This is a genomic window from Klebsiella sp. CB_Kp196 (assembly GCF_040061575.1).
In the GTDB taxonomy this organism is placed as follows: Bacteria; Pseudomonadota; Gammaproteobacteria; order Enterobacterales; family Enterobacteriaceae; genus Klebsiella; species Klebsiella michiganensis.
This window is the reverse complement of the sequence record NZ_JBEAFH010000038.1, coordinates 45,457-67,905: the sequence shown is the minus strand read 5'-3', so window position 1 is coordinate 67,905 and position 22,449 is coordinate 45,457. Positions and strand designations below refer to the sequence as shown.

Below are 22,449 nucleotides of genomic sequence, written 5' to 3'. Positions count from 1 at the left end.
TAATAAATCCTCCAATCATGAAATATAAATATGAATGATGTTTCTGCGCAGGCAAGCCAGGGTCGCGCAGTCATCGCACACAACGGACCCGGCCGGCCAGAGGAAAAATTTATGGCTAAAACAGATGACAGCCTTGTGTACATTATTGTAATAATATCGTACTACTATAGTGTACAAACCTGAGGGTTACCATGAGCATCCGCCATGCCAGCAAAGACGATTGCGCGGCAATCGCTGAAATCTACAACCACGCGGTCGTCCATACCGCCGCCATCTGGAACGACAAAACCGTCGATACCGACAACCGTATTGCCTGGTTCGAAGCCCGGCAGATAGCCGGTTATCCCGTGCTGGTGAGCGAAGAAAACGGGGTGATTACCGGTTACTCCTCCTTCGGCGACTGGCGCGCCTTTGACGGCTTTCGCCACACCGTCGAACATTCCGTCTATGTCCACCCCGATCATCAGGGGAAAGGGCTGGGCCGCAGCCTGCTCGTCGCCCTTATCGCCGAGGCGAAACGGCTGAATAAACACGTCATGGTCGCCGGCATTGAAGCGCAAAACGAGGCTTCATTGCATCTGCATGAAACGCTGGGCTTTATCACCACCGGGCAGATGCCGCAGGTCGGCACGAAATTTGGCCGCTGGCTGGATCTGACCTTTATGCAGCTGCAGCTTGACGATCGCCGCGATCCGGACGGCAGCGCATGAATCAAACGCTGACCCTGGCCTGTTTAATCGCCGCTGGCGTCGGGCTGGTGCTGCAAAACACGCTGATGGTGCGCATTACCCAGTCCGCATCGACCATCCTGATCGCCATGCTGCTTAACTCGCTGGTCGGCATCGTGATTTTCGTGACAATACTGCTGCTTAAGCACGGCGCGGCGGGGTTTCAGGAGCTGGCAGTCAGCGTAAAGTGGTGGACGCTCATTCCCGGTCTGCTGGGCTCGTTCTTTGTCTTTGCCAGCATCAGCGGCTATCAGAACGTCGGGGCGGCAACCACGATTGCGGTATTGATTGCCAGCCAGCTGGTTGGGGGCTTAGTGATAGATCTGATTCGCGCGCACCACGTCCCGCTACGCGCGCTGGTTGGCCCGCTCTGCGGGGCGGTGATGCTGGTTATCGGCGCCGGGCTGGTGGCCAGGCGCCAGTTCTAGCGGCGTAACTAGTGAATCTCGCCGCCGCGGGTCAGCTGCTCCCGGCGAGCTTCCTGCTCCTCGTGCTGCTGGCGGCCGTGGTGGGCGATGGCGTTACGCAAACGCTGCTGCTGAACGTAGCGCTCTTCCCGCCCCAGCCCCGCATCATCGCTCAGCGCGATCAGCAGTTCATTCATATGGCTAATAACGCTTTCGGCAATCGCGGCGTCCACGCGCGCGACGACCTCATCCAGATGCGACATGCTTCTCTCCTTCCGGCTTAATTGAGTTTAACTTTGGAAAAATCGCTGCCCATCAGGCTCACACTGTAGCCGCTCACGTTGCTGCGCGTCGCGTAGAAGGTGTTACCGGTCGCCAGGGTGATCCAGGGGGCCTGCTGCTGAAAAATCTCCTGCGCCTGAGCGTAGAGTCCGGCGCGCGCCTGCGGGTCGCTGACCAGGATAGCCTTTTTCACCAGCGCATCGTAGGATTTATCGCACCAGCGGGCAACGTTAGAGCCGGTTTTAATGTTATCGCAGCTTAACAGGGTGCCGGCGAAGTTATCCGGATCGCCATTATCAGACATCCAGCCAAACAGCGCGCTGTCGTGCTCGCCTTTGCGCATGCCGGCGAGGTATTCACCCCATTCATAAGTAACGATTTTGGCTTTGATCCCAACCTTGCTCCAGTCATTTTGAATCATCTCGGCAATACGTCGGGAATTGGGGTTATACGGCCGCTGCACCGGCATCGACCACAGGGTGACCTCGGCCCCTTTTTCCAGCCCGGCCTGCTTAAGGAGATCTTTCGCTTTTTGCGGATCGTAGTCGTAATCAGGCAGATCTTTCTTATAGCCCAGCATATTGGCGGGGATCGGCGATTTCGCGACGCTGCCGGAGTCCAGGAAGACCGCTTTCACGATTGCCTGCTTGTCGGTAGCGTAGTTCAGCGCCTGGCGCACCAGTACGTTATCAAACGGCTTTTTCTCGGTATTAAAGGCCAGATAGCCAACGTTGAGCGCCTCAACCGCATGCAGCGCCAGATCTTTATTGCCCTTAATCACCGGGAACTGTACCGGCGACGGCGCAGGGATAATCTGGCATTCATTGGTTTGCAGCTTCGCAAGCCGCGTCTCAACGTTCGGTGTGATCGAGAAAATCAGGTGTTTGGTCGGCACGTCACCGTCCCAGTAGTGCGGGTTGGCGACATAGCGGATCAGCGAATCCGCTTTATATTGCTGCAGCGCGTAGGGTCCGGTACCAATAGGCCAGGTATCGACATACTCCGGGGTGCCTTTTTTCAGCATCGCATCGGCATATTCGGCAGACAGAATCGACGCAAAATCCATTCCCCAGTCGGCGAGGAACGCCGCGTTCGGCTCGTTCAGCACAAACTGCACGTGATAATCATCGATTTTTTTGACGTCTTTGATCAGCTTATCCAGCCCAACGTCGTGGAAGTATTCGTAATGTCCCTGGGAAACATTATGGTACGGATGGCTGGCATCTTTCTGCCGCAGCACCGAGAACAGCACGTCATCGGCGTTGAAATCACGGGTCGGCTTGAAGTATTTGTTGCTGTTGAACTGCACGCCCTTACGCAGGGTGAAAGTCCAGGTTTTACCGTCCGGGGAGACGCGCCATTCGGTGGCCAGCGAGGGAATCGGCGTATTTTTGACCGGGTCAAAGTTTATCAGGCGGTTATAAAGCACCTGGGAACTGGCGACGAAAGATGGGCCCGAGCTGGCAATCTGCGGGTTGAAAGATTCCGGCGAAGCTTCGGAACAATAGACCAGCGTATCGTTGCCCGCCGCCCAGGCGCCTGCCGCCGGCAGTAGCGCGCTCAACGCCAGCGCAAGAAACGTTTTCCCTGTAGACATGGTTATAAGCCTTATGAATTTGTTATAAGTCCTTTAATAACAGCACAGGAGAATTCAACCGGCAAATAATCAATTGCTATCAGGTTATGCTAAAAACCGCGTTTTCGACGATAAATTCAACATCCTCTCAATTGGCGTCATCGAACTTCTTCATAAATGTGAACCCTGCGCAAAGTTACGAAAAAAGCGGGCGATAACCGCCCGACCGCCACCGCGCGGCGGCGCAACCCGATACACTCGGCAAATCGTAACGCCAGGAGAAGCCAATAATGACAATAACCTGCAATCTGTACACCAACGGCCAGTGGCATGATGCTGAAGGTCAAGCCACCTTTACCCGCGATAATCCGCTCACGCACGAACGCGCCTCCGTTGCCAGCGCCGCCAGCCTGGCGGACGCCCGCCGCTGCGCCGCTGCCGCCGGCGCGGCGTTCCCGCAGTGGCGCGATACGGTACCCGCCGAGCGCCGACGTCTCCTGCTGGAGGCCGCGGAAGAGATGCTGCGCCGTGAGGCGAAATTTATCGCCGCGATGGCGGCGGAAACGGGAGCCACCGCGCACTGGGCCGGTTTTAACGTTCATCTGGCCGCTGATATCCTGCGCGAAGCCGCCGCCCTGACCACACAAATTGAGGGCCAGGTGATCCCTTCCAACGTGCCGGGAAACCTGGCGTTGGGCATCCGCCAGGGCGCAGGCGTGGTGCTTGGCATGGCGCCGTGGAACGCGCCATTAATCCTCGCGACCCGCGCTATCGCCACGCCGCTGGCCTGCGGAAATACGGTTATCCTCAAAGGCGCGGAGCTTTCACCGGCGACCCAGGGGCTGATTATCGATGCCCTGGCGGCGGCAGGCTTTCCCGCGGGCGTGGTCAATTATCTGACCTGCGCCCCCGCCGACGCGCCTGCGCTGGTGGAGTTACTGATTGCCCACCCCGCCGTACGCCGCATCAATTTCACCGGCTCCACGCCGGTGGGACGGATAATCGCCCGCACCTGCGGCGAACATCTGAAACCCGCGGTGCTGGAACTCGGCGGCAAAGCGCCGCTGCTGGTGCTGGATGACGCCGATCTCGAACAGGCCGCCGCAGGCGCAATTTTTGGCGCATTCGCCAACGCCGGACAAATCTGCATGTCCACCGAGCGCATCATCGTTGACGCGACCGTCGCGGAAGCGTTTGTGGCGCAGCTGGCCAGACGCGCCGCCGCCCTGCCCGCCAGCCTGCTCGGCCCGGTGGTGGACATGAAGACCGTCACCCGCTGCAATGCCTTGATAGAGGACGCGCTGGCGAAGGGGGTGCGCCTGCTGGCCGGCGGCCTATCCGATTCGACGCAAATGCGCGCCACCCTGCTTGATGGCGTCACCCGGGAAATGCGCATCTGGCATGAAGAGTCGTTCGGTCCGGTGAAATCGATTATTCGCGTTAAGGACGAAGCCGAAGCGCTGGCCGTCGCCAATGAAAGCGAATATGGCCTCTCGTCGGCGATATACAGCCGGGACAGCGCCAGGGCGTGGAACCTGGCGCAAAATCTGCAAACCGGCATTTGCCACATCAACGGCCCCACCGTACACGACGAAGCGCAAATGCCGTTTGGCGGCTGCAAATCGTCAGGCTACGGCCGCTTTGGCGGACGCGCGGGAATTGCCGAGTTTACCGAGCTACGCTGGATAACGCTGCAAACGGTCCCGCGCGAGCTCCCGTTTTAAGCCTCAGGGCTGCCAGCGGTTATTGAATTCCCACAGGCGATTGAAGGCAACATCATCAAGCTGCCGTTCTGCGGAAGTGTTGCCGCGGAACGGCCGGGCGGTGGTGGCCGCAGCGCCCCAGGGGGAAAGCCGATCGTAGCTTTGATCGATAGTACTGTTGGCAATAAGCACCTGCCCGTTAGCGGTTTTACCCGCTAAATAACCGGTCTTCCCCGCCCCCTGATCCCAGGCGCGGCCCAGCTTCGCCTTGAAGTTGCCCTGATAGCCGCCGTCACCGGTAAAGCGGCTATTCTTCACCAGAAAGCCGTATGGATTATCCGGCAACGTATTCGGCGCAAGCACGTATGCCTCGGGCGAGCGGCGCGTTGAGACGGTGTGAAAATGGACGTTATCAAAAACGGCGTTCGCCCGGCCAAAGACGTAGTCCACATCCCCTTCGACGTAGCTGTCTTTCACGTATACCCGGCTGATACGGTCGGTTACCGCCTCATTGCGCCGATTGCTGGTATTTACGTAGAGCGTGTCCTGACGTCCGAGCAGGCGGACGTTCTCCAGCTGCACGCGATCGCCGTCCGTCCGCAGCGCCACGCCCTGATGCGTCCCACCGTCGACGGTATCCAGCAGGCTATTGGCTACGCTGAGATTCAGCAGCTGAAAATCCGCACTTTGCGACCAGACCACCGCCGCGCAGTTGGTGCCTATCGTCTTGCTGGTTCGCCCGGCGCACAGCGCATACTGATACCATGCCGGATCGCCTTCGCGGTATTGCTGTTGGCTATTTACCCGCTGGCGATAGCGCGCTACCGAGAACTGTGAGTCTATTGCCAGCTCAATTCTCACCTCTTCAGGACGACCTCCGGCTCCGTAGAGGGTTATCGGCGGCGCGCCTTCAGGGATATAGACCGTCTCCCGATAGATGCCCGGTTCGATGCGGATATAGATGCGCGCCTCCTGCGCCCCATGCTGGTCTATTGCCGCGTTAACCGCCTGCTGAATGCGGGTGAACGGCGCTCCCGACGGCGCCACGCGCCACGCGCTCTCGGTTTGCGGGAGGTGAACTGGCGATGGCGACCAGGGGCCATCGGGGGCACTTAACGCGCCGCCTTGCGCAAAATAGCGCTCAATGGTGAAGGTTGCCGCTTCTGCCGCCGTAAGCTGCGGACGGGAGGTCGTCCCGCGGGGAGTTTGCGTCGCGCACCCTTGCAGAAGCAGCGGTGTAAAGAGTAAAGCCGAGATACCCAGGATAGTGATTTTTCGCATTTCACGCTCGCCACGAATAAAAGAAACCATATATCAAAATAAATGAAATATAGTTTCTTTTTATATGCAGCGATCACGAATCAGGTTTCTGCCTCTATGGCGGAGTAAAAATCGGCCAGCGTACGGGCCAGCGCCGATGGGTTTTCCCACGCCATTGAGTGCCCGGCCTGGGGTATCACCAGCAGCGGGATCCCGGCGGCTTCGCTATCCGTCGCTTCCCGGGCCGGTAGCGAATCTTCACCGTATATCAGAGCCTTAGGACAGGATAAGTGGATAAAGCGGCTAAACCAGGAGGGATTAACGCCCTTCACCAGGCTGGTCGCGCCGCGCCACACGGCCCAGGGGGCGCTGTTTTGCAGACAGCCGGCCCACGGCGAAGCGTCGGCGGACAGCATGTCGGTGTAGCCGCGAGCAATAAAGCGTTCTTCAGTTTGTTCGGCGATACGTCTGCTGTACATTCCGCCCCCGGGATAGAGATTAGGCTCGGCCACCAGCAGCGCCCGCACCCGTCCGGCGAGCCGCTCGGCCGCTTCAATCGCGACGCTGCCCCCCATGCTGTGGCCATAAAGATAGCAGCGCTCAAGCCCTAAGCGGTCCAGCAGCTCAGCCACCACCCCGGCCTGATCGCCAATACGGTAGCCGAAGGACTCGGGTTTATCGCTGTAGCCGAAACCGGGTAAATCGACAAGAATCATTCGCCGCCCGGCCAGCGCCGGGTCGGCGGCAACGCGCGGATAGTCATAGGTCGAGGCGCAGCCCAGGCCGTGGATAAAAACAACAGGGTCGCCGCGACCGGGCAGGTCGAGCCAGCGCACTATAGCGCCAGCCTGAGAAGAGTAAAAACCAAGCATCGAAAAGGCTCCGTGAGTGATGACTGTTTTTTTATACAGTCATAACCAAGAGTGAGCCATCAGTTTTTCCCTCAAAACAGGGAGACCAGCAGCGCCATGGGAAAACTGAACGGCCATGTCGCACCAATCAACAGCGCCGCCAGCAGGCGGATCAAGCGGCTCTCTTTCGTTAAGAACCAGCTGATTACCGCGCAGATGAAGCCCATAACTCCGTAAAAAATCAGCATTTTCTGGTATAACGTCATTTTTCTTCTTCCTTCCCTGACTGGCATTTTCGCCGACCGCGATGCCTTTTCGCACCCCCAGAGTGCGTCAGAGATTATGGTATTTTAAAACAGGTAACAGGGTTAATTTCAGAAAAACGCCCGATTCGTCTTTGTCCGATAGCGCAAACTTTGAGCTCGTACTATAAATGTAGAGGCTTATTTATAAAGGTGGCGTTATGGATGTTTCCAGCAAAACCGTCCTTCTGATAAATGTCGGCGCGGCACTTGCGCTTATCGGCCTGTTATCCGTTCGTTTTGGTTGGTTTTAGCGATTTTACTCAGCAATGAAACCTAAAAAAGCAGCCCATGAAGGCTGCTTTTTTACGATTTGGAAGACCCGGGCTCCGCAGCAGATAGGGTCTTTTGCGCGGTAATCAGCTTCTGGACGTCGGGATTCCAGGCCGGTAAAAGATCGACTTTTTCACTATCCCATGCGGCCGCCATGCAGACCGGTTCCGCGACGCCCTGCTCTTCACAGCCCATAATCTGTTTGGCCGGAAAATTCCCGTAAAGCATCGCCGTGGCGCAGGCCACAAAAAGGAAACACGCTATTTTTTTCAAAACAATATCAACTTCGAAGCAACAAATTGCGCCGAATGTTCGCATGAGCGGCTATAGAAAGTCAAACCTGCGTCCTTTCTCTTATCCACGTCCTGGATATGCGTAATATTTAACATAAATATTACAATTACGCAGAATCTAAAGATTATCGCGCGCGAATAAATTTCACCGGATTTATATTGCCGATCGCAGGCATAATAATTTCATCTGCCGATATCAATAACATGATTATTAATAGGGTTAATGCCGGGCCTTAATATCATCCCGGCACGACCACCTACGCTTAACGGTACAGTGAAAAACAAAGGCGCTTTTCATACCGGTGGGGAATTGTTTACTGTTCTTTATACTCGCCTGGACGCGATGCCGGTATGCGATCATCATTATTAGCAGGTTCCAGGGCAGCCATGATTGCAGTAGAATGAATCCATAATTAGAAATAATCTATATATCAGTAGATTACAACGAAAGCAAACAGCCAGACATCCCCGCCCGGTTTTAAATGATAAGAAATATCATTTGCGTTATTTAGCACAAAATCATACATTCATAATCACAAGTTATGCGAAGCTTGTTTTTTACTCATTTATTTTTGAGGTGGTACATGTCCGGAATCGCCGTTCTCATTGTGGCGCTTATTTTACTCATTGCTGCAATTTATAATCTTTTTTCCTATGTTCGCGAACGTCGCCAGGCGAGTTTACCGAGCAAAAAAACAAAACGTTAGTCTGATAATCTTTTTCGAAAAACCAGATGACCTGATACGGAATAAATTGATGACGCTACGATATCAGGCGCACTCGCAGTAACAAACCCGCAGCGACCGTACAACAAAAAGCCCCTGCATATCATGCAGGGGCTTACGAATCATTATCAATCGTTGCAGTGTCCCGTTAAGGGTGCATCCTGCACCCTGGGGGGTACCAGCCCCATCCGGCGCTTATCTCCGGCACTCATTATGGCTTAGCTCTTGAAGGGGCATGAGAATATTCTCATAAACCAGCGCTTCCGTTTTAGCTTTTTTTGCTATGACTAACTATTAGCAGGGTAATCTGTCCGCTTCGCGATTATCACGAACGCGTCCTATCCGTGCTTAATCATGACGTGCCGGATCGTGGTGTAATCCTCCAGACCGTACATCGACATATCCTTGCCGTAGCCCGAAAGCTTCTGCCCGCCGTGCGGCATTTCGCTCACCAGCATGAAATGGGTGTTAACCCAGGTGCAGCCATACTGCAGACGCGCGCTCAGGCGATGCGCCCTGCCGACGTCCCTGGTCCAGACCGACGAAGCCAGACCATACTGCGAATCGTTGGCCCAGCTCAGCGCCTGCTCTTCGTCATGAAATGAGGTAATACTGACCACCGGGCCGAAGACCTCGCGCTGGACAATCGCATCTTCCTGCTTCGCGCCCGCCAGCAGCGTCGGCTGATAGTAGTAACCGTTGCCTGGCGCTTTGCTGCCGCCGGTGACCACCTGAATATGCGGTAGCGCGCGGGCGGCATCGACGGCGGCGCAGACTCTGTCCAAATGCGCCTGCGAGCTCAGCGGCCCCAGCTCGGTCGTTTCGTCTTCCGGCGGGCCCATCTTCAGGCTGGCGACCGCGGCGCCGAGTTTTTCCACCAGCTGGTCATAAATTCCGGCCTGGGCGTAAATCCGGCAGGCGGCGGTACAGTCCTGGCCGGCGTTATAGAATCCAAAGGTCCGTACGCCCTCCACCACCGCGTCGATATCCGCGTCATTAAAGACGATAACCGGCGCTTTCCCGCCCAGTTCCATATGCGTACGTTTAATCGACGATGCGGTATGGCCGATGATATGCGCGCCGGTGGCGATCGAACCGGTCAACGACACCATGCGGACCTTCGCGTGAGCGGTCAGCGGATCGCCGACCGTGGCGCCGCGGCCAAACAGCACGTTAAGCACCCCGGCCGGGAAAACGTCTTTTGCCAGCTCACCCAGTTTGAGTGCCGTTAAAGGGGTGATCTCCGAGGGTTTGATCACCACGCAGTTGCCTGCCGCCAGCGCCGGGGCCAGCTTCCATGCCGCCATCATCAGCGGGTAGTTCCAGGGCGCGATGGAGGCCACCACGCCAACCGGGTCGCGGCGAATCATGGAGGTGTGGCCTTCGAGATACTCACCCGCCGCCATGCCCGGCAGACAGCGGGCCGCGCCGGCAAAGAAGCGGAAGACATCGGCGACCGCCGGTAGCTCATCGTTGACCACGCAGTGCAGCGGCTTACCGCAGTTGAGCGATTCAAGCTCAGCCAGCGCCTGCGCATGTTCAGTAATCACGTCCGCCAGCGACAACAGACATTCGGCGCGGAACTTCGGCGTGGTCTGACTCCAGCTAACAAAGGCCCGATCCGCGGCCTCAACCGCAGCGTCTACCTGCGCCGCCGTGGCCTCAGCAATCGACAGGATCTCATCACCGGTGGCGGGATTAAACACCGGCACGGTCTCGCCTTCTCCAGCCACTAACTTACCGTTAATTAAAAGGTTATTTTGCATAGCATTATCCTGTATCGATATTTTACTTTCCGTTTTCAGCGCTGACGTCGCCGTCACGGGTGAGCCACCAGGCCCCCAGAATCGGCATCATCGTCACCAGCATCACCAGCAGCGCAACCACGTTGGTCACCGGGACATCGCGCGGGCGTCCGAGCTGATTGAGCAGCCAGAGCGGCAGCGTGCGCTCGTGCCCGGCGGTGAACGTGGTGACGATAATTTCATCAAACGACAGGGCAAACGCCAGCATGCCTCCCGCCAGCAGCGCCGAACCCAAATTGGGCAACACCACATAGCGAAAGGTTTGCCAGCCCGTGGCGCCTAAGTCCATCGACGCCTCCACCAGGCTCCAGGAGGTCCGGCGAAAGCGGGCAATGACGTTGTTAAACACCACAACGACGCAGAACGTCGCATGCCCCACGACGATCGTCAGCAATCCGGGTTCCAGATTGACGGCCTTGAAGGCAGTGAGCAGCGCCAGTCCGGTGATAATGCCGGGTAGTGCTATCGGCAACAGCAGCAGTAGCGAGACGGCGTTCTTGCCAAAAAACGTGCTGCGCCATAGCGCACCTGCAGCCAGCGTGCCAAGTAGCAGAGCGATAGCGGTGGAGAGCGCGGCGATTTTAAGTGACAACGTCACGGAATCGATAATATCCCCGCGCCCCGCTGCTTCGCTAAACCAGCGTAGCGTCAGGCCCTGTGGCGGAAAGCTGAAGGCGGCGTCTTCGGTATTAAACGCATAGAGCGCGATAATCAGCAGCGGGAAATGGAGAAAGATCACCCCTCCCCAGGTTGCCACTTTCAGGAGCAGCGGTGCGCGTTCAGAGTGCATCAAACGCTCCCAGACGTTTCACAAACGCCAGATAAAGGGCAACCAGCACGATGGGCACCAGGGTAAACGCCGCCGCCATGGGCATATTGCCAATCGCCCCCTGCTGGGAATAGACCATATTGCCGATAAAGAACCCCGGCGGCCCCACCAGCTGCGGAACGATAAAATCGCCGAGCGTCAGGGAGAAGGTAAAAATCGAGCCTGCGGCAATGCCGGGAATCGCCAGCGGCAGCACCACGTAGCGGAAGGTCTGGCGCGGACGAGCGCCCAGATCGGCGGAGGCCTGAAGCAATGATGGCGGCAGGCGTTCCAGCGCGGCCTGCACCGGCAGGATCATAAACGGCAGCCAGATATAGACGAACACCAGGAAGCGCCCCAGTCCGGACGTCGATAGCGTATTGCCGCCGACCGCCGGGATCGTCAGCACCATGCTCAGTACGCTTTCCAGGCCAAGATGGCGCAGGAACCACTGTGCAACGCCATCTTTCGCCAACAGCAGCGTCCATGCATAGGCTTTGACGATATAGCTTGCCCACATCGGCAGCATCACGGCGATGTAGAAAAACGCCTTCATCTTGCCCCGGGTATATCGGGCCATGTACCAGGCCATAGGCAAGGCCAGAATCGCGCTGGCGACGGTCACCGACAGCGCCATCGTCAGGGTACGGATAATGATGTCGTAGTTCGCCGGGTTAAACAGCGCCTGCAGATTGGCCAGCGTCAGGTCGTGAGTGACCGACATGGTGAAATCGTCGAAGGTGTAGAAGCTTTGCCATAGCAGGGTCAGCAACGATCCCAGATAGACAATGCCAAACCACATGAGCGGGCCAAGCAGAAGCAAAAACAGGGCCAGCGAGGGTTTACGCCAGAACAGCGCGGATACGCGCCCGGTGGTGGCGGACGGAATCGCCATCGTCATATCAGCCTCCGCTCTCCAGCGGCACCATCGCCGCTCGCGACCACGAAGCCATCACCGTTTGCCCTACCGGCGGCGCGTTTAGCGCGGCATGACCATCACTATTCGCCTGGCTCACCAACAGCTTCTCGCCATTCGCCAGCTTGAGTTCGACGCGGGTCGCGGCCCCCTGATACTGCACCGCCTGCACAACGCCCTCCGTCTGGATCTCCCCGGCAACGTTCAGCCGGATATGTTCCGGGCGCAGCGACCACGTTCCCGCCATCGCGCACAGCTTGTGCGCCTGCTCGCTGGTGAATACGTTGGCGGTGCCGACAAAGCCGGCCACAAACGCCGTTTTAGGCCGCAAATAGAGGTCCTGGGGCGCATCAACCTGTTCGATTCGCCCATTATTAAACACCGCCACGCGATCGGACATCGACAGGGCTTCGCCCTGATCGTGGGTCACAAAAATAAAGGTAATGCCCAGCGCCTGCTGCAGTTTCTTTAGCTCCAGCTGCATCTGTTCACGCAGTTTTAAATCCAGCGCCCCGAGCGGCTCATCCAGCAGCAGGACGCGCGGCTGATTCACCAGCGCGCGGGCGATCGCCACCCGCTGGCGCTGGCCGCCGGAAAGCTGCGATGGCCTGCGCGCGTGGACAAACGCGAGCGCGACCTTCTCCAGCGCCTCCAGCGCGCGGGCATGCCGCGCTTTCTTACCGACGCCTTTGACCATCAGCCCGTAGGCGACATTATCGAGGACCGACATATGAGGAAACAGCGCGTAATCCTGGAACACCGTATTCACGTCGCGCTGCCACGGCGGCAGTTCGCTGGCCGCTTTACCAAAAATGCGAATGGCGCCGCCCGAAAGCTGTTCAAACCCGGCAATCAGGCGCAGGCAGGTGGTTTTGCCGGAGCCGGAGGGCCCCAGCATGGAGAAAAATTCGCCATCGCGAATGGCGATGCTGACGCCGTCCACCGCCCGCACGTCGCCGTACAGCCGCGAAACATTATCGAACTCTACCGCGTGCATGTTCTTCGCCTCCGGCGACTTAACGACCGCCCATAATCGCAATGTAATCCTGGGTCCAGCGGCTATAGGGAACAAATTTCCCGCCTTCCGCTACCGGCGTTTTCCAGAACGCGATTTTGGCAAATTCGTTGTAACCATTGGTCTCGCAGCCTTTGTCCCCCAGCAGCGCGCTGGCTTTGCACCCCTCGGGTACCACCGGTAGCGAACCAAACCAGGCCGCGACATCCCCCTGCACTTTCGGCGTCAGCGACCAGTTCATCCATTTATAGGCGCAGACCGGGTGTTTCGCGTCGCTATGCAGCATGGTGGTATCCGCCCAGCCGGTGACGCCCTCTTTCGGGAAAACGGTCGCAATCGGCTGACCTTCCGCCTTCAGACCGTTGGCCTGATAGGGCCAGGCGCTGGAGGCCACGACGCCTTCGTTTTTAAAATCGCTCATCTGTACGGTGGTATCGTGCCAGTAGCGATGAATCAGGGCGTGCTGATCGCGCAGCACCTTGAGTACCGCCTGATATTGCGCTTCGGTAAGCTGATAGGGATCACTGATGCCCAGCTGCGGCTGGGTGGCTTTGACGAACAGCGCGGCATCGGCAATATAAATCGGCCCGTCATAGGCCTGCACGCGGCCCAGGTTGGTTTTACCATCCGGCAGGTTTTGTTTGACGAACACCACGCTCCAGCTGTCCGGCGGCGTCGGGAAGGTTTTCGTGTTGTACATTAGCAGGTTCGGCCCCCACTGGTAGGGAGTGCCGTAAACCTTACCGTTGACGTTGAACCACGCGCCTTTTTCCACGCGCGGGTCGAGGGACTTCCAGTTAGCGATCAGCGCGGTGTCAATCGGCTGCACGCGCTTGCCCATAATCAGGCGCAGCGAGGCATCGCCGGACGCGGTGACCAGGTCATAACCGCCTTTCGCCATCAGGCTGACCATCTCGTCGGACGTGGCGGCGGTTTTGACGTTGACCTGACAGCCGGATTCTTTTTCAAACTGGGTTACCCAGTCGTAGCTTTTATCGGTCTGTCCCCGTTCGATATATCCCGGCCAGGCGATAATATCGAGACGGCCTTCGCCTTTATCGAGAGATGTCGGCGGCTCGGCGGCCTGCGCCGTCAGGCAAACCATACCCAGCACGCAAAGGCTGCCACGGGCAATTTTTTTGCTCATCGGGTCTTACTCCTGTCACAAGAAAATGAGCGGCAGCCATGCCGTAAAAATATCTCCCTTAATAACAGTAGACGGCGCGCTATGGCCTCCCGGGGAAATTTATTCAGGTTGTGACAAGGGGCGCATTACGCACAAAACGTGCGACACGGGCTGACTTTGCGGATTATAGACAAGCGGTTAGCGAGTTAATATGACTATGCAAATTTCATATGGTTTACCGCGAAACAATAATAACGGGCATGATATTCAGCCTGCGTCAGCGGCATATTTTTAAGGAAAGTGATAACCGCTGGATATAAACAAAACCCCGGATAAATGAAAAAACCGTTTTCTCTGCCGCCGCGGTTTTTTGCCGGGTGGCGGCCGGACCGGTCAGGGATATTCTGCGCTTGCCCGGGCGCCAATAAACTTCCCCTGCCCGGGCAAGCGGACCGCCATCCCAGCTACGCCAGCATCTCGCGAATCAGTTCGCCCAGCCGCTTAACCCCCTGCTCCTCTCTTTCGCCCCAGCCCCACGCGGTATTAAAGCGAAAAAATGCGGTCCAGCTGGCGGAGGTGGAAAACATTTTCCCCGGCGCAATGCTGATATTATACGCCAGCGCGCGGGCGCTCAGCTCCCCCGCGTCGCTCCCGGCGGGGAGCTCAAGCCAGAGAAAATAGCCGCTGTCGCTATGATGGATTTTCACCTCAGCGGGCAGATGGCGCAGCAGCGCCTGCCAGGCCAGCTGCTTGCGCTCGGCAAGCTGGCGGCGCAAACGCCGCAAATGGGCGTCATAGCGCTTGGTCGAGAGGTAATCCACCAGCGCCAGCTGCATGGGTGAACTGGTTGAGAGCGTGCTCATCAGCTGTAGCTGCTGAATGCGTCGGGCGTGCCTGCCCGCCGCCACCCAACCAATGCGGAACCCGGGCACCAGGCACTTGGAAAAAGAGCTGCAGTGCAGCGTCATATCGTCGCGATCCCAGTACTTTGCCGGCAGCGGTTTCTCGCGGCCGAAATAGAGCTCGCTGTAGACATCATCTTCAATCAGCATCACCTTGTAGCGCGCCAGCAGCGCGACCAGCTGCGTTTTTTTCTCCGCGCTGAGGGTAAAGCCGAGCGGATTTTGCCCGTTGGTCATCAGCCAGCAGGCTTTAACCGGGTAATTCTGCAACGCCTGCTCCAGCGCGTCGAGGTCAATGCCCTCTTTGACATCGGTCGCCACCGACAGCGCCTTCAGGCGCAGCCTCTCCAGCGCCTGCAGCGCCCCGTAGAAGCAGGGGTTTTCCACAACGACCCAATCGCCCGGTTCAGTAACGGCCTGCAGGCTAAGGTTCAACGCCTCCAGCGCTCCGGCGGTGATGACGATTTCATCCGGCGAGATATTCATTCCCTGCAGTGCGTAGCGGCGGGCAATGGCATGGCGGAGTTCATCATTCCCCGGCGGCAGGTTTTCAATCACGCTCATGGCGGTGGCGGTTTTGCTGACCTGCGCCAGAGAGCGGTTAAGCTGCGGCAGCGGAAACAGGCGCGGATCGGGAAAAGCGGAGGCAAAGGGCAGCATGGACGCCTGACGGCTGGCCTGCAGCACCTCGAAGATGTAGGTATTGATATCAACGGACTCATCGCGCGTCACCTGGGCGGGCGGCTCAGGCTGACGCTGTTTGATCGGCTGCGGCGCGACATAATAGCCGGACTGCGGGCGGGCAATGATCCGGCCCTGGCTTTCCAGCAGCTGGTAGGCGTGGCTGACGGTCATGAAACTCATCCCGCTGCTGACCACCTGTTCCCGCAGTGAGGGCAGCCGGTCGCCGGGTAACCACACCCCAAGGCCAATCTGTTCGGTAATCTGCTGCGCCAGCTGCTGGTACTTTTTCATATAACAATCCGCAAGAAAATGTCAGCACAATTGTATATCAGTTTATAAAATAGGCCAGTATTTATATACTGACCTATTTACAAAGATTGGCATTGGCGATAGCACGAATTACTTACAGCTAAGCCATTCGTTTATTGCTCATATATCCACCTGATGCAGAATAAACTCAGGTGATTAAACGATAAGCTATTATTTAAAATAGCATAACCATCCCACTAACAACCAGTATCCAGAAAAAAGTCATAATTAACAAAACAGTACATAAGCTACGAAGTCCATTAGTCGACACAATCACATCCTCTGTAAAATATAATCAATAAATACACTATCCAATAACAACCCATAAAATTACGGGTATGTATTAAACATATCCTTAACTCAGCGCTCAAATCAGGCTGAGTTAAAATCCCAGATTAAAACCCACAGCATACGAAACCAGCGTTAATGAAGGCATACGTGCGTGCAGTAAAAACAATCAATTATTTTATTGTAGGATTGATACACAATTTATGAATTATTCAGCACATCTATATTTATAATAGATATATAAATATTGCTTACCCAAAGGAACGTTTAAATGCTGACTTGCAGCGCTAACGTCTAATTAAAATAACATACTATCCGCGGGTGTGAAATAGCTTGATTTTAGAAAAAAGGATTTATCACAAGATAACCGAAACTCAAATCCATAACTGTTATAGATAAAAACAGGGTTTCTGTTCCTGCTATCCGCCATAGCGGAGGCCTAGAATTGCGCTGAATCAATTTTATTGCGGAGTTCTGCATGTTCGGTCTTGATGCATTCCACCTGGCGCGGATCCAGTTCGCCTTCACCGTGTCATTTCATATCATCTTCCCCGCCATCACCATCGGGTTAGCCAGCTACCTGGCGGTTCTCGAAGGCTTATGGTTAAAAACGAAAAACCCGACCTGGCGCTCGCTCTACCACTTCTGGTCGAAAATCTTCGCCGTCAACTTCGGCATGGGAGTGGTCTCAGGTCTGGTCATGGCCTACCAGTTTGGTACCAACTGGAGCGGATTCTCCGAGTTTGCCGGGAGCATAACCGGCCCGCTGCTGACCTACGAAGTTCTGACCGCCTTCTTCCTTGAAGCCGGATTCCTCGGCGTCATGCTGTTCGGCTGGAACCGCGTCGGGCCGGGCCTGCACTTCTTCGCCACCTGCATGGTGGCGCTGGGGACGATAATCTCCACCTTCTGGATCCTCGCGTCCAATAGCTGGATGCAAACGCCGCAGGGGTTTGAGATCGTCAATGGCCAGGTGGTGCCGGTGGACTGGTTCGCGGTTATCTTTAACCCGTCGTTTCCCTACCGTCTGCTGCATATGTCGGTGGCGGCCTTTCTCAGCAGCGCGCTGTTCGTCGGCGCATCGGCAGCCTGGCACCTGCTGCGCGGCAACAACACGCCCGCCGTTCGCGCGATGTTCTCCATGGCGCTGTGGATGACGCTGATTGTCGCCCCGGTTCAGGCCATGATTGGCGATATGCACGGGCTGAATACGCTCAAGCACCAGCCGGCGAAAATCGCCGCTATCGAGGGTCACTGGGAGAATATCCCCGGAGAACCCACCCCGCTGCTGCTGTTCGGCTGGCCGGATATGCAGCAGGAACGGACGCGCTATGGTCTGGAAATCCCGGCCCTCGGCAGCCTGATCCTCACCCACAGCCTGGATAAACAGGTTCCCGCGCTGAAAGAGTTCGCGGCGGAAGATCGCCCTAACGCCACCATCGTGTTCTGGTCCTTCCGTCTGATGGCCGGCCTCGGCATGCTGATGATCCTGCTCGGCGCGCTGGCCCTGTGGCTGCGCTATCGCGGTCGCCTCTATCACTCCCGACCCTTTTTACGCTTTGCGCTATGGATGGGGCCATCGGGGCTTATCGCTATCCTCGCGGGCTGGGTGACCACCGAGGTGGGCCGCCAGCCGTGGGTCGTCTACGGCGTACAGCGTACCGCAGATGCCGTCTCCGCTCACGGCGACCTGCATATGTCCATCAGTCTGCTGACGTTTATCGTCGTCTACGCTTCGGTATTCGGCGTCGGTTATAGCTATATGCTGCGTCTGATTCGCAAAGGGCCGCAGGACGCTCAGCCGCCTGGCGCCGGTACGCCTGCCCGCCCGCTTTCCGCCGCAACGGACCATGTACAGCAGAAGGAGTCCTGGTAATGGGTATCGATTTATCGGTTATTTGGTTTGTCATCATCGTCTTCGCCACCCTGATGTATATCGTGATGGACGGCTTCGACCTGGGCATTGGCATTTTATTCAGTACCACGCGGGACGCGGCGGATCGCGACGTCATGGTGAACAGCGTCGCGCCGGTCTGGGATGGCAACGAGACCTGGCTGGTGCTCGGCGGCGCGGGCCTGTTTGGCGCTTTTCCGCTGGCCTATGCGGTAATTATCGACGCGCTGGCGATCCCCCTTACCCTGATGCTGATCGGGCTTATTTTCCGCGGCGTCGCTTTTGAATTCCGCTTTAACGCGACGCCATCGCACCGCCCGTTCTGGGATCGCGCCTTTATGGGCGGTTCGATTCTGGCCACTTTCACCCAGGGGATGGTCGTCGGCGCGGTGATCAACGGCTTCGCGGTCAGCGGCCGCAGCTTCAGCGGCGGGATGTTTGACTGGTTTACGCCGTTTACCCTGTTCTGCGGCCTGGGACTGTGCATTGCGTATGCGCTACTGGGCGCCAGCTGGCTGGTGATGAAGAGCGAGAATGCGCTCCACCGCAATATGCGCGTGACCGCGCGCGGTTTGCTGCTGGCGCTGCTGGCGGTAATTGTCGCCATCAGCATCTGGACCCCGCTGGCGCAGACGGCCATCGCCGAGCGCTGGTTTAGCTTGCCAAATCTCTTCTTCCTGCTGCCGGTACCGCTGCTGGTCGCGGCGATAAGCGCCTGGCTGTGGCGAGCGCTGCGCAACAGCGCCAGCCACCTGCTGCCGTTTGTCCTCACGCTGGGGCTGATCTTTCTCGGCTTTAGCGGGCTGGGAATCAGTATCTGGCCGTATATTATTCCACCGGGCATCACCCTCTGGCAGGCCGCCGCGCCGCCGCAAAGCCAGGGCTTTATGCTGGTTGGCGCGCTGCTTATTCTGCCGGTGATCCTCGGCTACACCTTCTGGAGCTACTACGTTTTTCGCGGCAAAGTTCAACACGGCGAGGGGTATCACTGATGCAACGAGTATGGCTTAAGCGCACATTATGGATGGTGGTCCTGTGGGGAGGCAGCGTGCTGGCGCTGGCGGCGGTAAGCATGGGATTTCGGCTGCTGATGACGGCCGCCGGGCTGAAGGCCTGATCCGCCCGTCACGTTATGTTATTCGGCCCGATGGCGACACCATCGGGCTTTTTTTCGCCATCCGTCAGGCGATGCTGACAAAGCCTTTTCTCTTCTTTGACAACCGACGTAATAAGCTCACCCAGCCCCTGGCATAGTAGCCTCATTCGCCGATAGCATGGAAAAAGAGATGTTCAGAAGAAGCGTTTCAACATTACTGCTGGCGTGCGCCCTGTTTTCCGGGCACGTGCTGGCCCGCCAGCACGGACACGATTTCTTCCCGGTACAGAGTCTCGAACAGCAGTTACAGCACGAAGCCGATAGCGACGAGCTGCGCAGCCAGGCGGAAGACGCCGCCTCCGACCTGCGCGAGCAGCACCACTGGCAGAATGCGCGGAAACCAAAAATGCATCACTACCAGTAGCGATTTCGTTATCAGGCGCCCTTGCGTTTCGGCAGGGTTTTCATCAGCTCATCGGGACTCACTGACGCCACGATGCTGCCCGGCAGCGGCATTTTCAGGATATGGTTTTTTATCTTGCCGACCACGTGCATTTCGCATGGGCGGCAGTCAAACTTCAGCGTCAGCACTTCATCGCCGTGGATCAGCTGCATTGGCGTCGCTTTCCAGCTTTTAATCGAACCTTTGGCCTGTTTCGGACACAGGTTGAAGGCAAAGCGCAGGCAGTGCTTGGTAATCATGACCGGCACGTCGCCCTTCTCTTCATGAGCTTCATAGGCGGCATCGATCAGCTGGACGCCGTAACGTTGATAAAACTCGCGCGCTTTGTGGTTGTAGACGTTAGCCAGAAACGACAGATGCGTTTCCGGATAGACCGGCGGCGGCACCGAAACCGGCTTGCGGCTGCCGCGCACCACGGCCTTCAGACGCGCATCATCAAGCATTTCCGCCGTTTCACGGCGCAGCTGGTTCAGCAGACTGTTTGGCACGAACAGCGCGCCGGGCAGGTTAATCTCAACGTTGCGCGAATAGTAAAGGGTCTGGCCGAGCTTCGCCACGCCATCGCGCAGGTTCGCCAGCGCTTTCTCCGCCTGGGTCGCCTCGGCAAACTCTCCGTCCAGCGTGTGGGTGACGCTCACGCCCTCTTCGCTGGTCATCGTCAGGACCAGCTGCTCCTGCCAGCCGCTCAGTTCGATATCGACGGCGATGCGGCGCTCGCTGGAGGTTTTCAGCAGCGCCTGCTGCCAGTTATGATCGAGGTTGCGGTTTAACGGCTGATGCGGACGCACTTTGTGTAAATCCGCGGGCATCTCGTTCGGCCATACGCGATAGCGGTTTTCGCCGGTTTTCTCCACCGTGTTGGCGCGAAAGCCGACGATTTCACGTTTGATCATCACGTTCAGGCCGTCGCCGTTGGTCAGCGTTTCGCTCACCTCAACGTCGAGAAAATCTTTACCGACTTTCAGGACTTCCCCCACCGGCAGACCAATAAACTTCGGCGAGTCAAACGCGCCAATATCGCCTTTGCGCGCGTTGACAAAATAGTCGGTGCTGCCGCGATGGAAGGTCTTATCCGTTGACGGAACAAAGAAGTGTTCGGTACGCCCCGCCGAGGCGCGGGCCAGGTCGCCGCGATCGTCAATAATGGCGTCGAGCATCTGGCGATAGTGCGCGGTGATGTTCTTCACATAGCTCATATCTTTGTAGCGGCCTTCAATCTTGAAGGAACGTACCCCGGCATCGATCAGCGCGGCCAGATTGGCGGTCTGATCGTTGTCTTTCATCGACAGCAGGTGCTTTTCATACGCCACCACGCGGCCCTGGTCATCTTTCAGGGTATAGGGCAGACGGCAGGCCTGCGAGCAGTCGCCGCGGTTGGCGCTGCGCCCGGTCTGAGCATGGGAAATATTGCACTGGCCGGAATAGGCCACGCACAGCGCGCCGTGGATGAAGAACTCAATGGTCGCGTCGGTGTTATCGTAAATCGCTTTGATCTGCTGAAGATTCAGCTCGCGGGCGAGCACGATTTGGCTGAAGCCGACGTCGGAGAGAAATTTCGCTTTCTCAACGCTGCGGATATCGCACTGGGTGCTGGCGTGCAGCTCAATCGGCGGAATATCCAGCTCCATGACCCCCATATCCTGGACAATCAGCGCGTCGACGCCGGTTTCATACAGGTCGGTTATCAGGCGCTGCGCCGGCTCCAGCTCATCATCATGAAGAATGGTGTTCAGGGTCACGAACACTTTCGCGCCGTAGCGATGGGCAAACGGTACCAGACCGGCGATATCGCTCAGGCTGTTGCTGGCGTTGTGGCGCGCGCCAAAGCCCGGCCCGCCGATGTAGACCGCATCCGCGCCGTGTAAAATCGCTTCACGGGCGATCCCGGCATCGCGGGCAGGACTCAGTAGTTCAAGATGATGGTTTTGCAGGCGCATACGCTCGTCGTTATCCATTATAGGGGGTCGAAATGGCGGCTATTGTAGTCAGAACCTGGCGCAGACCAAAACATTTTCCATCGCCGCCGCGGAAGGAATTTTCAGTTTTTAGCAAAGCATTGAAGGAAAAGATATTTCCCAGAAAAAGTGCCTAAGGATAGAGTCATCACGTATTCCGGATTTTCCTCGTCACGTTGTGATTTGTTGTCTCAGTCATTTGCCTGGCCGCGAGTTTACTCGCGGCTTTTTTATTTCGGGTAGTGGATCAGCGAATGAAAATGGGCAGTCTGCCCACCGCTATTGCGATAGGCGTGTGCTAAATCGCCGGCGAAACGCCGCCCTTCCCCTGGCTGCAGCGATTGCCAGCTGTCCTGCAGGCAAAGATCCAGCACGCCGCTAATCACCACCACATGTTCGATAACCCCTTGCTCATGCGGCGTTGACTCACTCAGCGCGCCCGGGGCCAGGGTGATGGAGAAGTGATCGAAGCGCAGCACCGGGTCCCAAGGGAATAGCGGCGTGACCACCATGGCCTGCTGCTGGGGATCAAATGCCGTCGGTTCACCGGCCTCATCGGCAACGATAAAGGCGGAAAACGGCACGTTAAGCCCGGTGGCGATTTTCCATAACGTCGCTACCGTCGGGCTGGATTCGTTGCGTTCAATCTGGCCCAGCATGGCCTTCGACACGCCGGTCTCTTCCGCCAGGCGCGACAGGCTCCAGCCGCGCTGCTGGCGCAGCGTTTTTAACGTAGCCGACAGGTGTTGCGCAATATCCATTCAACCTCCCAATAATATCTGAAGGAA

General features: G+C 57.2%; 23 protein-coding genes. 9 read left to right on the top strand and 14 right to left on the bottom strand.

The window, feature by feature from the left end; translation table 11 throughout:
• The first annotated feature begins 191 nt into the window (after nt 1-191).
• Nucleotides 192-710, top strand: coding sequence for a GNAT family N-acetyltransferase (locus ABLU87_RS11390; RefSeq protein WP_014838395.1), 519 nt, complete (start codon nt 192-194; stop codon nt 708-710).
• Nucleotides 707-1,156: a DMT family transporter gene (locus ABLU87_RS11385; protein WP_348870700.1), complete on the top strand. Its 450-nt coding sequence runs from the start codon at nt 707-709 to the stop codon at nt 1,154-1,156. Before ABLU87_RS11390 ends, ABLU87_RS11385 begins: the two co-directional genes overlap by 4 nt.
• An 8-nt stretch (nt 1,157-1,164) precedes the next feature.
• On the opposite strand, the gene ABLU87_RS11380 is transcribed toward ABLU87_RS11385, so the two are convergent.
• Together ABLU87_RS11380 and ABLU87_RS11375 are read right to left on the bottom strand one after the other, a co-directional pair.
• On the bottom strand, nt 1,165-1,398 hold the full coding sequence (locus ABLU87_RS11380; RefSeq protein WP_014229241.1) for a DUF2526 family protein: 234 nt from the start codon (nt 1,396-1,398) through the stop codon (nt 1,165-1,167).
• A 17-nt stretch (nt 1,399-1,415) separates the two neighbouring features.
• Nucleotides 1,416-3,014 (bottom strand): ABC transporter substrate-binding protein, encoded by a 1,599-nt coding sequence (locus ABLU87_RS11375; RefSeq protein ID WP_048263602.1) that lies wholly within the window; start codon nt 3,012-3,014, stop codon nt 1,416-1,418.
• 269 nt (nt 3,015-3,283) lie between these two features.
• On the opposite strand from ABLU87_RS11375, the gene ABLU87_RS11370 reads away from it, so the two are divergent.
• Entirely contained in the window at nt 3,284-4,717 is a 1,434-nt protein-coding gene (locus ABLU87_RS11370) for an aldehyde dehydrogenase (RefSeq protein ID WP_122117596.1), read from the top strand.
• Nucleotides 4,718-4,720: 3 nt separating this feature from the next.
• Here the strand turns inward: ABLU87_RS11370 and ABLU87_RS11365 are convergent, their stop codons facing one another.
• The 3 genes from ABLU87_RS11365 to ABLU87_RS11355 all read right to left on the bottom strand — a co-directional run bounded on the left by ABLU87_RS11365 (nt 4,721) and on the right by ABLU87_RS11355 (nt 7,073).
• Entirely contained in the window at nt 4,721-5,977 is a 1,257-nt protein-coding gene (locus tag ABLU87_RS11365; protein WP_122117602.1) for a putative acyl-CoA thioester hydrolase, read from the bottom strand.
• Between the two features lie 80 nt (nt 5,978-6,057).
• Nucleotides 6,058-6,828 (bottom strand): alpha/beta hydrolase, encoded by a 771-nt coding sequence (locus ABLU87_RS11360; RefSeq protein WP_122117597.1) that lies wholly within the window; start codon nt 6,826-6,828, stop codon nt 6,058-6,060.
• Between the two features lie 71 nt (nt 6,829-6,899).
• Nucleotides 6,900-7,073, bottom strand: a complete 174-nt coding sequence (locus tag ABLU87_RS11355) for a GhoT/OrtT family toxin (RefSeq protein ID WP_122117598.1) — start codon at nt 7,071-7,073, stop codon at nt 6,900-6,902.
• A 197-nt stretch (nt 7,074-7,270) separates the two neighbouring features.
• On the opposite strand from ABLU87_RS11355, the gene yncL reads away from it, so the two are divergent.
• Nucleotides 7,271-7,363 carry a stress response membrane protein YncL gene (gene yncL, locus ABLU87_RS11350; RefSeq protein ID WP_004101822.1) on the top strand — a complete coding sequence of 31 codons (93 nt, stop codon included), beginning with the start codon at nt 7,271-7,273 and terminating at the stop codon, nt 7,361-7,363.
• A gap of 52 nt (nt 7,364-7,415) precedes the next feature.
• Here yncL and ABLU87_RS11345 read toward each other — a convergent pair whose 3' ends face one another.
• Entirely contained in the window at nt 7,416-7,700 is a 285-nt protein-coding gene (locus ABLU87_RS11345) for a hypothetical protein (protein ID WP_122117599.1), read from the bottom strand.
• A 559-nt stretch (nt 7,701-8,259) separates the two neighbouring features.
• Between ABLU87_RS11345 and ABLU87_RS11340 the strand changes: the two genes are divergently transcribed.
• Nucleotides 8,260-8,382, top strand: coding sequence for a small membrane protein (locus tag ABLU87_RS11340; RefSeq protein WP_004138919.1), 123 nt, complete (start codon nt 8,260-8,262; stop codon nt 8,380-8,382).
• Nucleotides 8,383-8,738: 356 nt separating this feature from the next.
• Here the strand turns inward: ABLU87_RS11340 and patD are convergent, their stop codons facing one another.
• The 6 genes from patD to ABLU87_RS11310 all read right to left on the bottom strand — a co-directional run bounded on the left by patD (nt 8,739) and on the right by ABLU87_RS11310 (nt 15,947).
• Nucleotides 8,739-10,166, bottom strand: coding sequence for an aminobutyraldehyde dehydrogenase (gene patD, locus ABLU87_RS11335; protein WP_122117600.1), 1,428 nt, complete (start codon nt 10,164-10,166; stop codon nt 8,739-8,741).
• Between the two features lie 22 nt (nt 10,167-10,188).
• Entirely contained in the window at nt 10,189-10,995 is an 807-nt protein-coding gene (locus ABLU87_RS11330) for an ABC transporter permease (protein WP_014229233.1), read from the bottom strand.
• Nucleotides 10,985-11,914, bottom strand: coding sequence for an ABC transporter permease (locus ABLU87_RS11325; protein WP_014229232.1), 930 nt, complete (start codon nt 11,912-11,914; stop codon nt 10,985-10,987). Before ABLU87_RS11325 ends, ABLU87_RS11330 begins: the two co-directional genes overlap by 11 nt.
• Before the next feature lies 1 nt (nt 11,915).
• Complete coding sequence (locus ABLU87_RS11320) at nt 11,916-12,926, bottom strand: ABC transporter ATP-binding protein (protein WP_122117601.1); 1,011 nt, start codon at nt 12,924-12,926, stop codon at nt 11,916-11,918.
• A gap of 19 nt (nt 12,927-12,945) precedes the next feature.
• Entirely contained in the window at nt 12,946-14,091 is a 1,146-nt protein-coding gene (gene ydcS / locus ABLU87_RS11315; RefSeq protein WP_049079816.1) for a putative ABC transporter substrate-binding protein YdcS, read from the bottom strand.
• A gap of 443 nt (nt 14,092-14,534) precedes the next feature.
• Nucleotides 14,535-15,947 carry a PLP-dependent aminotransferase family protein gene (locus tag ABLU87_RS11310; RefSeq protein ID WP_004850592.1) on the bottom strand — a complete coding sequence of 471 codons (1,413 nt, stop codon included), beginning with the start codon at nt 15,945-15,947 and terminating at the stop codon, nt 14,535-14,537.
• A gap of 784 nt (nt 15,948-16,731) precedes the next feature.
• Between ABLU87_RS11310 and ABLU87_RS11305 the strand changes: the two genes are divergently transcribed.
• The 4 genes from ABLU87_RS11305 to ABLU87_RS11290 all read left to right on the top strand — a co-directional run bounded on the left by ABLU87_RS11305 (nt 16,732) and on the right by ABLU87_RS11290 (nt 19,667).
• On the top strand, nt 16,732-18,129 hold the full coding sequence (locus tag ABLU87_RS11305) for a cytochrome ubiquinol oxidase subunit I (RefSeq protein ID WP_014229228.1): 1,398 nt from the start codon (nt 16,732-16,734) through the stop codon (nt 18,127-18,129).
• Nucleotides 18,129-19,139, top strand: a complete 1,011-nt coding sequence (gene cydB, locus ABLU87_RS11300) for a cytochrome d ubiquinol oxidase subunit II (protein WP_004850589.1) — start codon at nt 18,129-18,131, stop codon at nt 19,137-19,139. The genes ABLU87_RS11305 and cydB overlap by 1 nt, the downstream gene beginning before the upstream one ends.
• Entirely contained in the window at nt 19,139-19,264 is a 126-nt protein-coding gene (locus ABLU87_RS11295) for a DUF2474 domain-containing protein (protein WP_004850587.1), read from the top strand. The genes cydB and ABLU87_RS11295 overlap by 1 nt, the downstream gene beginning before the upstream one ends.
• A 169-nt stretch (nt 19,265-19,433) precedes the next feature.
• Nucleotides 19,434-19,667, top strand: a complete 234-nt coding sequence (locus ABLU87_RS11290) for a DUF2554 family protein (protein ID WP_004850586.1) — start codon at nt 19,434-19,436, stop codon at nt 19,665-19,667.
• An 11-nt stretch (nt 19,668-19,678) separates the two neighbouring features.
• Here ABLU87_RS11290 and ABLU87_RS11285 read toward each other — a convergent pair whose 3' ends face one another.
• A complete protein-coding gene (locus ABLU87_RS11285) occupies nt 19,679-21,643 on the bottom strand; it encodes a U32 family peptidase (protein WP_032693487.1) in 1,965 nt (654 codons plus the stop codon).
• Between the two features lie 248 nt (nt 21,644-21,891).
• Entirely contained in the window at nt 21,892-22,422 is a 531-nt protein-coding gene (locus tag ABLU87_RS11280; protein ID WP_014229223.1) for an XRE family transcriptional regulator, read from the bottom strand.
• Nucleotides 22,423-22,449: the final 27 nt, after the last annotated feature.